Annotated in this window: 9 protein-coding genes; 4 read left to right on the top strand and 5 right to left on the bottom strand. The window is 44.2% G+C overall.

Translation table 11 applies throughout. The annotated features are described in order from the left end of the window. Positions 1-33 precede the first annotated feature (33 nt). Positions 34-690, bottom strand: a complete 657-nt coding sequence (locus QUA38_RS23750; RefSeq protein WP_445305095.1) for a hypothetical protein — start codon at positions 688-690, stop codon at positions 34-36. 305 nt (positions 691-995) lie between these two features. Here QUA38_RS23750 and QUA38_RS23755 point away from each other — a divergent pair, with 305 nt between their 5' ends. Continuing rightward, entirely contained in the window at positions 996-1,973 is a 978-nt protein-coding gene (locus QUA38_RS23755; RefSeq protein WP_333166225.1) for an acetamidase/formamidase family protein, read from the top strand. 156 nt (positions 1,974-2,129) lie between these two features. Further along, the gene (locus QUA38_RS23760; protein WP_333166227.1) at positions 2,130-2,414 is read left to right on the top strand and encodes a hypothetical protein; all 285 of its coding nucleotides are present in this window, start codon (positions 2,130-2,132) and stop codon (positions 2,412-2,414) included. A 254-nt stretch (positions 2,415-2,668) separates the two neighbouring features. Here QUA38_RS23760 and galT read toward each other — a convergent pair whose 3' ends face one another. From galT to QUA38_RS23775, 3 genes are all read right to left on the bottom strand, one after another. Continuing rightward, on the bottom strand, positions 2,669-3,691 hold the full coding sequence (galT, locus tag QUA38_RS23765; RefSeq protein ID WP_333166229.1) for a galactose-1-phosphate uridylyltransferase: 1,023 nt from the start codon (positions 3,689-3,691) through the stop codon (positions 2,669-2,671). 246 nt (positions 3,692-3,937) lie between these two features. Continuing rightward, positions 3,938-7,129 (bottom strand): WD40 domain-containing protein, encoded by a 3,192-nt coding sequence (locus QUA38_RS23770; protein ID WP_333166231.1) that lies wholly within the window; start codon positions 7,127-7,129, stop codon positions 3,938-3,940. Continuing rightward, complete coding sequence (locus QUA38_RS23775; RefSeq protein WP_333166233.1) at positions 7,126-8,424, bottom strand: AAA-like domain-containing protein; 1,299 nt, start codon at positions 8,422-8,424, stop codon at positions 7,126-7,128. Before QUA38_RS23775 ends, QUA38_RS23770 begins: the two co-directional genes overlap by 4 nt. A gap of 266 nt (positions 8,425-8,690) precedes the next feature. Here QUA38_RS23775 and QUA38_RS23780 point away from each other — a divergent pair, with 266 nt between their 5' ends. Beyond that, a complete protein-coding gene (locus tag QUA38_RS23780) occupies positions 8,691-8,912 on the top strand; it encodes a hypothetical protein (RefSeq protein ID WP_333166235.1) in 222 nt (73 codons plus the stop codon). 21 nt (positions 8,913-8,933) lie between these two features. Here QUA38_RS23780 and QUA38_RS23785 read toward each other — a convergent pair whose 3' ends face one another. After that, on the bottom strand, positions 8,934-9,602 hold the full coding sequence (locus QUA38_RS23785) for a restriction endonuclease subunit R (RefSeq protein WP_333166237.1): 669 nt from the start codon (positions 9,600-9,602) through the stop codon (positions 8,934-8,936). Positions 9,603-9,882: 280 nt separating this feature from the next. Between QUA38_RS23785 and QUA38_RS23790 the strand changes: the two genes are divergently transcribed. Beyond that, positions 9,883-11,195 (top strand): acetate--CoA ligase (locus tag QUA38_RS23790; RefSeq protein ID WP_333166240.1); only part of this gene is annotated, 1,313 nt, incomplete at its 3' end.

Consider the following 11,195-nt stretch of genomic DNA (forward strand, 5'->3'; position numbering starts at 1 on the left):
TAATAAATCCTCAGCATTTAAGAAATTGGTTTGCTAACTGTTGCTGTTGTACCTCATAACAGCGGAAAACGCTGTAATTAAATCCCCAGCCATGAAAACCGCGTCAACTCTCCCAATTGTTTCGGCTACTTTCTGGAGATTTGCTGCTGTCATAGGCATCAATTGATGGTCGGAAGTGAGGAGAATTTTGAGCGCACTTCCTGCTGCTGGTGTGGGAGAAAGAGTGAAAATTTTGCTGCTGACAGATGCGCCGTCTTTCCTTTCGCTGGTGACTCGATAAGGAATGCGAACACCGGGCATTAAATTGGGGACTTCTGCTTCGTGGCGCCAGATGTGGCGGACAATTGGATTGCTGTCAATTATGCTTTGTTTGATTTCATCGGAAATTCGCGAGTCTTTGTCTTCGCGAGTGCGGCTTAGCTTAGTAGTATTTGCCGTCACAACTTGATTCAAATTTTCGCCGTAAGCAACAGTGTTGCGAGTACCGACAAACTCGGTGAACCAGACAACTCGCACCGAGTTTGCTGTTGGGACTTGCAGAAACGGATCGGTTAAAAGCTGAGGTTTGTTAAGGTAAGATTGCATCATGAAACCTAGCAAGAGGACAATCAAAATCAAAACAGCAAAAAACCAGGGATTGCGAGAAGAACCTTGAGAAATTTCTACTTTATTGGGCAAAGGCGTTAACATAAGTCATTAGTCATTAGTTGTAGGGGGGGTTTCACCAGCCAAACAGAACCACCCCCAAATACATATAAACCCGTCCCGCCAACTTTAAATTTTAAACTACCAACCTTATCAAAAAGTTAAGAAATTAGTAAAATATCTCACATCTAACAAACTTCAACCATTTTTTCACACCTTCTGATCTCTCCATTCTCTTTCTCTCCTACCTCTGCGCCCTCTGCGGTTCATTTTTTTAAATTTCAAAAATGATTGAGACTTGCGATATAACCTTCTTAACACCCTTCCTTCAATCTAAAATCTAAAATCTCATGACCCGCCACCTTCTCAAGGCTAACTGCAAAACCGTACACTTGGGCGGTTTTTCTCCGAATATCGAACCTGCTTTAAGGGTGGATTCGGGCGATCGCATCGATATCGAAACCTATTCAGGATATTATGTTGCTGACAAAGCGCCGCCCGAATTTCTGACGCCGGAATTTTTAGATATTTGTCAGAATTTGCCTCCCAACCGCAAAGTTGGCCCAGGGCCCCACTTGCTGACAGGCCCGATTTATGTTAACAATGCCGAACCGGGAGACGTTTTAGAAATTCACATTGAGGATGTTTACCCGAGTTTACCAGTAGGATTTAATGCAATTCGGTCCGGGTGGGGAGCTTTACCGGAGTATTTCTCCGAACCTAAATTGCGGTTTATTCCGCTAGATTTAGACCAAAAAATTGCTGAATTTCCCGCAGGTAGCGGCATTCGGATTCCCCTGCATCCTTTTTTTGGAATTATCGGCGTTGCCAATGCAGAAATTAACCGTTCTTCTATTCCTCCAGAGCGCTACGGCGGCAATATGGACAATCAGGAACTCCAACCAGGAACTCGGTTATTTTTACCTGTTTTTCTGCGCGGCGGTTTACTCTCTATCGGCGACGGACATTCGGCACAAGGAGACGGTGAAGTGGACGGTACTGCTATAGAAACTTCGATGAACGGGACTATTCAAATTATCTTACGCAAAGATTTATTTCTGATATTTCCGTTTGCTGAAACGCCCACTCATATTGTGATTATGGGATTCGGTAGAACATTAGATGAAGCGTTTGAGATGGCGGTAAAACAGACGGTTTATTGGCTGCAAAATTTTGCGGGTTTCAAAGAGGAAGATGCTTATGTTTTCTGTTCGCTTGCAGTAAATTTTCGGATTACGCAGGCTGTCAACAATCCCCAAAAAGGAGTTCACGGAATGATGCCCAAGTGTATTTTGCCCGAGGTGAAGATTATTGGCCACCGAGTGTGAGGTAAGATGATAACACGCGATCGACCAAAAAATTAGGATCGCGATCGCACAAACTACACAAAATTGTCACTGCTGTGGTCGATCGGGATCGCGATCCTGTTGACAATTAAGCTTAAAATAAGATAAGTTACCAGTTCTACCTAAATCGAACTCAACATGAAAAACCAGACTGATGATGTTGCCAAAAAAGATTTAGTCGATCGAGCTTTTGAGAATACAGCAATACCCGATCCGACAGCGTGGGTGCACGAACATTATTTTCTGGCTAATTTCGCCGATACTCTGGCACACATCCAAGAACATATGTCTGAAGACAGTTGCGAAATCGGCGAGAATGGTGACTCGGGAGAGGGGATATTATCGATCGATGCCAAAATTAGAGATATGTTGAGAGCTACTTTTAGCGACGACGGCTGGCAGTATGTCGAAAGTTTATTGTGAGTTTGGTAAAATCCATAAGTATTTGTACGTTCATAACTTTAGAGCGTAAGTTATACCAGTTTAAAAAAAGAATCCAACTTGAGGCCGGTGATCTAAACCCTTAGATCATGCGTTATTCCCAATTCTTTAATCTCAAATATCAAATCTCCAATAATATCAGTTTCCTCCCCCAAGGCAGACTCGCAACTAAGAGTAGCTACGTGCATTTCCACCCCCATTTGAAGTAAATTTGACGTATTGTGATGTAGGATACTTTAGATGGGGGGGAAATTACTGTCGCTAGGAATTTCAATTGAGCGCAAAAACGCCGCACTTTCTTCGGGCAAAGCAGTATTGATAAACATCCCGCTGCCCAACTCAAACCCAGCTTGCTTGGTGACTCTGGGAATAATTGCGATATACCAGTGAAAGTATTTTGTTGCCCGTTGGGCGATCGGCACCGATCGAATATTATAGTTGTAATCGGGATTGTTCAATCCGTAATAAAACTTAGCCAGTACAGTTTTCAAAGTATCAGCAAGATCCGTAATTTCCGCATCAGTAATTTCATCAAACGAAGAGGAATGCCGGCGCGGAAAAATCCAAGTGTGAAACGGTGAAAGTGCAGCGTAAGGGATAAAAGCCACAAAATGTTCACTCTCACAAATCACTCTTTCCTTCGCCGCTAATTCATCTTCCAAAGTCCGGCAAAACAGACATTCTCCCGTGTCGTCAAAATATCTAATAGCTTCGTCGATGCGGCTGCGAAATTGGCTGGGTACAACGGGCGTCGCTGCTATCTGCGAGTGGGGGTGTTCGAGAGAAGTTCCGGCAGTTTCGCCGTGATTTTTGAAAATAATAATTGTTTCAATGTGGGGATTTTTTCTAATTTCTACATAGCGCTGGCGGTATACTAAAAGTATGTTTTCAACTTCTTCAACACTCAACAAAGCTGTCGTCAAATCGTGTCGCGGATGTTCGACAATTACTTCGTGAATGCCGATTCCCGCCATCGTGCGGTGAATTCCCGATGATATCCTCATCCATTTGGCTGTCGGGGAGAGGGCGGGATATTTGTTGTGAATTGCCCGGACTTTCCAGCCAGTGCGATCGCCCAAACGGCAAGTTTCTAAGGTTCCGTCTTCCTCATTACCCACACAAAACGGGCAATCGGCACGGTGGGGTGGCACTGCTGCTGTCCACTTTTTTTGGTTAGCGAATTGATCCGGTCTTGTCGCCCGTTCGGTGGCGATGATTACCCAATCTCTGGTAATTAGATTTTGTCTAAGTTCAGACATTTTCTTACCTTCAGTTTCCGGGTCAAATTGTCTCTTATTTTAGATACATGATTTGTGATTTGTCATCGCTTTATTGTAAAATCTTAATAAATCTTGACTTTTAAATTTCCGGCTTGTAGTCTGCTAGATACCCGAATTATTCAATAATTCTGGTGTCTAAAGTGGGTAAAGCTAATATCAGTTTGAACAAGTGAAAAAGAATTATAAAATCGTTGCTAAATCCCAATCATCCGCGTGGATCAGCGGTTAAAAATTCTCACCAAGCCATTCCCTCCCCCTCGCCAACAACTCGTCCAAACTTTCGATCGGCCAAAACCGCACCTTTCCATCCAGCGAACCAGTTATTAAAGACTTCCCGTCCCGACTAAAACAAACACTCCAAATCGGACTTTTCAACTCCACAAAATCTGCCTCACCTTTGAGCAAATTGCCCTTATAGCCGCTAAAGTCCGCCAGTAAACTCCCCTGCAAGTCCCACAATTTGGCTGTGCCGTCTTGTGATGCAGTGGCGATCGTATCTCCTGTCGGCCTAAAACTGACACTCCATACCGAGTCATTATGTCCGGTGAAAGTCACCAAGCAGTTGCCATGCAAGCCCCACAATTTGGCGGTACAGTCATCTGAGGCAGTAGCGATCGCATCTCCGGTGGGGCTAAAACTCACACTATTTACACTGCCATTATGTCCGGTGAATGTTACCAAGCAGTTGCCCTGTAAATCCCACAATTTGACTGTGTTGTCAGATGAGGCAGTAGCGATCGCATCTCCCTGCGGGCTAAAACTGACACTTGTTACCCAGTCATTATGTCCGGTGAATGTTACCAAACAGTTGCCTTGCAAATCCCACAATTTGGCGGTGCCATCATTTGAGGCAGTAGCGAGCCTATCTCCTGTGGGACTAAAACTAACACTTATTACCCAGTGATTATGTCCAGTGAATGTTACCAAACAGTTGCCCTGCAAGTCCCACAATTTGCCGGTGTCATCATTTGAGGCAGTAGCGATCGCATCTCCTGTGGGGCTAAAACTGACACTTGTTACCCAGTCATTATGTCCCGTGAAAGTCACCAAACGCTTGCCCTGCAAGTGCCACAAATTGGCGGTTTTGTCATCTGAGGCAGTAGCGATCGCATCTCCGGTGGGGCTAAAAATGACACTATTTATCCCGCCCTTATGTCCGGTGAATGTTACCAAGCTGTTGCCCAGCAAGTCCCACAATTTGGCAGTTTTGTCAGATGAGGCAGTAGCGATCGCATCTCCGGTGGGGCTAAAACTCACACTTCTTACCGAGTCATTATCTCTGGTGAAAGTGACTAAGCAGTTGCCCTGCAAATCCCACAATTTCGTAGTTTTGTCAGATGAGGCAGTAGCGATCGCCTTTCCTGTGGGGCTAAAACTGACACTTATTACCGAGTTATTATGTCCGGTGAAAGTCGCCAAGCAGTTACCCTGCAAGTCCCACAATTTGGCGGTGCCGTCAATTGAGGCAGTAGCGATCGCATCTCCTGTCGGGCTAAAACTGACACTACACTGATGATGTCCGGTGAATGTTACCAAGCAGTTGCCCTGTAAGTCCCACAATTTGGCGGTGCCGTCATATGAGGCAGTAGCGATTGCATCTCCTGTGGGGCTAAAACTGACACTATTTACCAAGTAATTATGTCCGGTGAATGTTACCAAGCAGTTGCCTTGCAAGTCCCACAATTTGGCAGTTTTGTCATCTGAGGCAGTAGCGATCGCATCCCCTGTGGGGCTAAAACTGACACTTCTTACCAAGTCATTATGTCCGAAAAACTGGCGTCGTTCGCGGATTTTAGCAAGAATCATCTGCAAAACTAATAGAGGATTGGTAACGGGATATTCGGAAACCTGCGGATTATCAGGTATCCACTTCTTTAAATCTTCTCCGGCTTTGATAGCTGCCCGCAAGGCTTCTATTTGCTTTCCATCCGACTGAAAAAGATTTAACGCCATGCGTCCAGCTTCTTCGATTTTAATAATTTTCCTGACTTCTCTGCGGATTTGTTTGAAGAATTGGTTAGATGTTCTCAGTTCTTGCCGTTCATCAGCTTGACTGGCATCTAAAAAATCATTATCCTGATCGCTTAAACGTTTCCCCACTTTCCACTGCAACGCATCATCCAACGCTTTGCCACGCAACAGTCGGGAAATATCTTGACGATTTGAGGCTATCCAAGCGGCGAAGTTTTCCTGGTAGGGGCGGAGTTTCGCTAATTCTTGCTGTACCCAATCGAGGTTAAATATTGCTCGATAAATAGGGTTGTAAACTTGCAGTTGACCGTGTTTTTTAACAACTAACCCCGATAACTGTAACTCCATTTGGTCGGGACTGTTATCAGCGGCGACCCCCCCCTGCCCCGCCTTGCTGAGGGGGGGAGTAAGATTGTCTTTTTCCTCCTCTGCTAAGGGAGGATTAGAGCTATCTTTCTCATCCCTTATTAAAGAAGAATTAGTGCTATCTTTCCCCCCCCTCAGCAAGGGGGGGTTAGGGGGGGTAATAATTTGCTGATAGATGCCCAGGAGTTGGCTGGTAAGCTGTTGGTTGCTGAGGATGCGATCGCGAATTGTTCCGAGGTGTTCCGGATTGTCGTTTTCTTCCCAATTGTTAATAATGTAAGCTTGTACCAGTTTGGCAATGTCAGGATTGCTGGTTTCTGCTTGTTCTAGGACAATTTTACAAAGTTTTTGAGTCAAAAAAGGCTGTCCGCCCGTCCAGTCTATAATCTTATTTAAAACCTGAATGGGACGATCGATTTTTCCTTCTAAGCCTTTCGCTAAAGGTGCAGCTTGTTCATGAGTAAAACCTTTTAATTCAATAGCTTGACCGATATTAAAGGGGGTGCGTTTTTTATCTTGAATCAAATCTGAAGGTGTTGCCACTCCCAACAGACAAAAAGTGATGCGATTGTAGTCTGCATTTTGAGTACGACGATTGTAGCAGCTTCTGATAAAAGCAAATAGATCGTCTGCCGAAAAATTTAAACTCAGAACGCTATCGATTTCATCAAAAAAAATGACTATTTTTTCGGAAACCTGCGACAGCATCACCGATTCAATAAACTCGCGCAATCTACGCAAGGGAGACAGCCAATTTCGTTCGTCCAACCAGCTTTTTAAATTAACATCAAGGTCTAGTTCATAAGCCCAAGTATCAAGTATATTAGCATACCACTGTTCGGGATGCTCTAACTTCGTCTCGTCGCCAGACAAGTCAATAAAAACCGATACAATGCCTTCGGCTCGCAGTCGCTTGATAGTTTGAAGTGCTAAGCTAGACTTACCTATTTTGCGAGAATTGAAAACATAACAAAGTTTACCTTCCAGCAACGCTTGATAAAGCTGACTATCAGCTTCTCGCGTTACATAGGTTTGGGTATCTTCTGGGAGAGTTGATTCAGCTATATATTGATAAGTCATAGACGCACCGAGAAATATTTACGGTACAAATCGCAGCGGGGAAAACAATTATTATGTTCCACTCGCACCAATCCCATACTTTCTAACTTAAATATTTGATGAGTTTCCAGCATTGCGGGTTGAGTTTTAGTTACGACTTTTCGGTAAACTTCTGCGAGTTCTGGACAGAGTTTGAGCTTCCCTAAAAGTTCTCGCAAGTGATTAATAAAGGGACTTTCTTCAGTAGGTGAAATTTCCAAAAGCTTAGTCAGAGAAGATTGAGGAGTTTGCAGGTAAGCAAAAGCAGTTTGCACCAGATAAGGATAACCACCAAACATTTTCATAAGTTCTTGAATCTCGTCTGTACTCCGCCAATTGTGTCGATACTGCCGCGCTAACTGCTGCACTTTTTCCAGGGTAAAATCTGGCAAAGGTACAGTCAACCCAACACCCGCCAAAGGGGATGAGTTGATATCAAGAGAACTGTAAACTTCTGTAGCGTGAACGACAATTAACCTGATTTTTTGCCAGATTGCACTGCGGCGATCGCTCATTTTAGCTGCAACATTCCACCCACGCAGTAAGCGACAAAAATCAACATTAAAAGTAGCTTGCTCAAAAACCAGGTCTACTTTCTCTAATACCAGTACCAAAGGTTGAGAAAAATCTTTGAATAAATACCTTTCTAAATATTTAGTGACGTTAGGGTTAATACCGCCTAAAGAGTCATCCCAATATTCCACTAATTTATTCTCCAACTCTAGTAAGTCGCCCAGAGTAACACACAACCACTGCAATAATTTCCGGTAATCCCCCAAAACTTCACTGTCAGCTTCCTCAAAACTGAGGAGTTCAGTTTTGTAACCTTCTTGCGACGCGCGAGCGAGAATTTTATCCACCAGTAAAGTCTTGCCCATTTTTTGAGGAGCTTTAATCCGAATGAGTGCTCCATTTTCTAAAATTTTATCATAACATTTATCTTCGCAATCGCGCTCTACATAGTAGAATTCAACTTGTTCGGGATTGTCAGGGGAACTTTCACAAGTGGCTTTTAATTGCTCGCTAAGTAATTCAGGTTTATACTTGGCAAATAGCGGGTTTAATTGATCACGCTGTCGGCAACGTTCGCCCTCTTCATTTTTAAAACCAAATAATTTGCAGATATTTGAAATATGATGTCTGACACTTGATTCTGTGATGTATAAAGATTTACCGATATCTTCGTCGGAGTTCCCTTGCAAAAACAGCTTTAGTACCTCATGCTGTTTGGGTGTTAGCCCTGTTGGATAAATGGCGTCAAACTCTTTTTGATTCATGATCCGCATACCTGCCTTAGCGCTTTACCTACCACTCTTACTACATTTACCAGAGTTGTCAGCTTCAGCCCGGATAGCCAGTTTAATTTCACAAATTGACAAACACCAGCTAATTTGTGAAAATTTTTTCACAAACCCTTCAACTCCATTGTCAAAAAAATTGGTAATTCCCCGGCAATTGACGACTTTGTTAAATTTATTTGTCAATAAATAATTATTAACAAAGTTAGTTTATTATCGAAATTGTAGAGATTGGAATTAACTAAATGAAAACTTTAAAACGGCTGCACCAGAACAAGACTACATCAGCTAAAAAGGTAAAGCAAGTGAAAAAATCGGACAATTCAAACATTAAGTGGTCGATCAAGGAAGTTGTAGTACCGATCGCGATCGCCCTAATTCCCTTAGCAACAACGTACATCACCCCTCAAAATACCCCACAACCGCCAAATCCACCGATCGAGCACAGGACTCCACCGTCACCATAACATCGGATGCGATCGCCCTTGCTAAGCCAACTGCAACTGCACATTCTGCAACTTGCAAATAGCTTTCAACACTTGCCCCAACAAGAGTGATCGCTCTGGGTCAGTCAAACTCAAGTCTGGTAAAATCTGATAAGTGCAAGGATTGCCCCGCGTCAGATACACAAACTGATAGTTACGTCCATTCGTCGTCAATCCCCAAACAGACGATTGCTGCTGCAAACTTTTATAAGCATAAGTCAGCAATTGCGGCAAACCGGCCCAAGGATCGCTCGCACTATTTTTCGCCTCGACTACCAAAATCCAAAACTGTGCCGCCGCGAGTTCTGCATCCGGCTGATTTACCGCTAAAATATCCAAGCGCCCTTTAATTAAAGTATCCCCATCCTCAACCTCGATGGGGATGCTATCTTCCATTGTCAGCACCACAGGAACTTTAAAAAATTCCGTTAATCTCATTAATGGTGAAAGCACTAAAAACTTAACCAGTTTTGCAGAAACTTTCCCTGCTTCTAGATGGCGCCAAAAGTGATTACCGATTAGCAATAATTCCTGCTGTTCAAAATCCGTCAGAGGTTCCAGAGATAAAAATTCAGCAAAAGAGCCTCCTATTTGTCTTTCGAGTTTAAGAAGGCGGCGAACGTCATTTAGAGAAAGCTGGCTTGCTTCTAAATTTTGCGTCATAGCTTTCATTTAATTAAATTTTACTAACTACCTAATTATAGCTGAGATAATTTACTAGGGAGTACAATTTAAAAAAATCTAGCACAATAATTACTAAGAATAATCAAGCATTAAATAGGGAAAAAATACTCTGGATCTGCGTTAATCGGCCTTCATCGAGTAGCAAAAAAAGAACAACCTCTCAACCTCTTACAAAATTACCCAAAGTCTTAAGGAAAATAAACATACTTTTGCCCCAACTTATGCAAACAATAGTTACAAAGACTAATTGAAGTTAAAGTTAAAAGCAATGTCACAAGATACCATCGAATCAATTCTTCATGAAAAACGCCTATTTCAGCCGCCTGCTGAATTCTCTCAAAAAGCTCACATCAAAAGCCTAGAAGAGTACCAAGCCATCTACGACAAAGCCAAAGCTGACCCCCAAGCCTTCTGGGCAGAACTCGCCACCCAAGAATTAGACTGGTTCCAAAACTGGGATACCGTGCTCGACTGGCAGCCGCCTTTTGCTAAATGGTTTGTCAACGGCAAAATTAACATTTCTTACAATTGTCTCGATCGCCACTTAACCACTTGGCGCAAAAATAAAGCCGCCCTGATTTGGGAAGGCGAACCCGGAGACTCCCGCACCCTCACCTACGCGCAACTCCACCGCGAAGTCTGCCAAATGGCGAACGTCATCAAACAATTGGGAGTCCAAAAGGGCGATCGCGTCGGCATTTATATGCCCATGATTCCCGAAGCTGCGATCGCCATGCTAGCCTGCGCCAGAATCGGTGCAGTACACAGCGTTGTTTTTGGCGGTTTTAGTGCAGAAGCTTTGCGCGATCGGCTTAACGACGGCGAAGCAAAACTCGTCATCACCGCAGACGGTGGCTTCCGCAAAGATGCAGCAGTTGGCCTCAAAGAACAAGTAGACAAAGCCCTCGCCAACAACGTCACACCCAGCGTTACCAACGTTATCGTCGTCCAGCGTACCAAACAGCAAGTGCACATGGAACCCGGGCGCGATCTTTGGTGGCACGACTTGCAAAAAGACGCCTCCGCCGACTGCCCCGCCGAACCAATGGACAGCGAAGATATGCTGTTCGTACTCTACACTTCGGGCAGTACCGGCAAACCCAAAGGAGTCGTCCACACCACAGGTGGCTACAACCTTTACACCCACATGACAACCAAGTGGATCTTCGACCTCCAAGATACCGATGTCTACTGGTGCACCGCAGACGTAGGCTGGATTACAGGCCACAGTTACATAGTCTACGGCCCGCTTTCCAACGGCGCGACCACAATCATGTACGAAGGTGCGCCCCGCGCATCCAACCCAGGCTGTTTTTGGGATGTGATCGAAAAATACGGCGTCACCGTTTTCTACACTGCGCCCACTGCGATCAGAACATTCATGAAAATGGGCGAACACTTGCCGAATGCGCGCAATTTGTCCTCTTTGCGGCTGTTAGGAACGGTCGGCGAACCGATCAATCCCGAAGCTTGGATGTGGTATCAGCGCGTAATTGGCAACTCGAATTGTCCGATCGTCGATACTTGGTGGCAAACAGAAACCGGGGGAATTATGATTACCGCTTTGCCCGGTGCAATTCC

The sequence above is a fragment of the Microcoleus sp. Pol12B4 genome (assembly GCF_036701385.1).
Taxonomy (GTDB): Bacteria; Cyanobacteriota; Cyanobacteriia; order Cyanobacteriales; family Microcoleaceae; genus Microcoleus.

Coding starts and splice junctions, on each gene's coding strand:
- QUA38_RS23750 (WP_445305095.1), bottom strand. CDS start 690: ATGTTAACGCCTTTGCCCAATAAAGTAGAAATTTCTCAAGGTTCTTCT.
- QUA38_RS23755 (WP_333166225.1), top strand. CDS start 996: ATGACCCGCCACCTTCTCAAGGCTAACTGCAAAACCGTACACTTGGGC.
- QUA38_RS23760 (WP_333166227.1), top strand. CDS start 2,130: ATGAAAAACCAGACTGATGATGTTGCCAAAAAAGATTTAGTCGATCGA.
- galT (WP_333166229.1), bottom strand. CDS start 3,691: ATGTCTGAACTTAGACAAAATCTAATTACCAGAGATTGGGTAATCATC.
- QUA38_RS23770 (WP_333166231.1), bottom strand. CDS start 7,129: ATGACTTATCAATATATAGCTGAATCAACTCTCCCAGAAGATACCCAA.
- QUA38_RS23775 (WP_333166233.1), bottom strand. CDS start 8,424: ATGAATCAAAAAGAGTTTGACGCCATTTATCCAACAGGGCTAACACCC.
- QUA38_RS23780 (WP_333166235.1), top strand. CDS start 8,691: ATGAAAACTTTAAAACGGCTGCACCAGAACAAGACTACATCAGCTAAA.
- QUA38_RS23785 (WP_333166237.1), bottom strand. CDS start 9,602: ATGAAAGCTATGACGCAAAATTTAGAAGCAAGCCAGCTTTCTCTAAAT.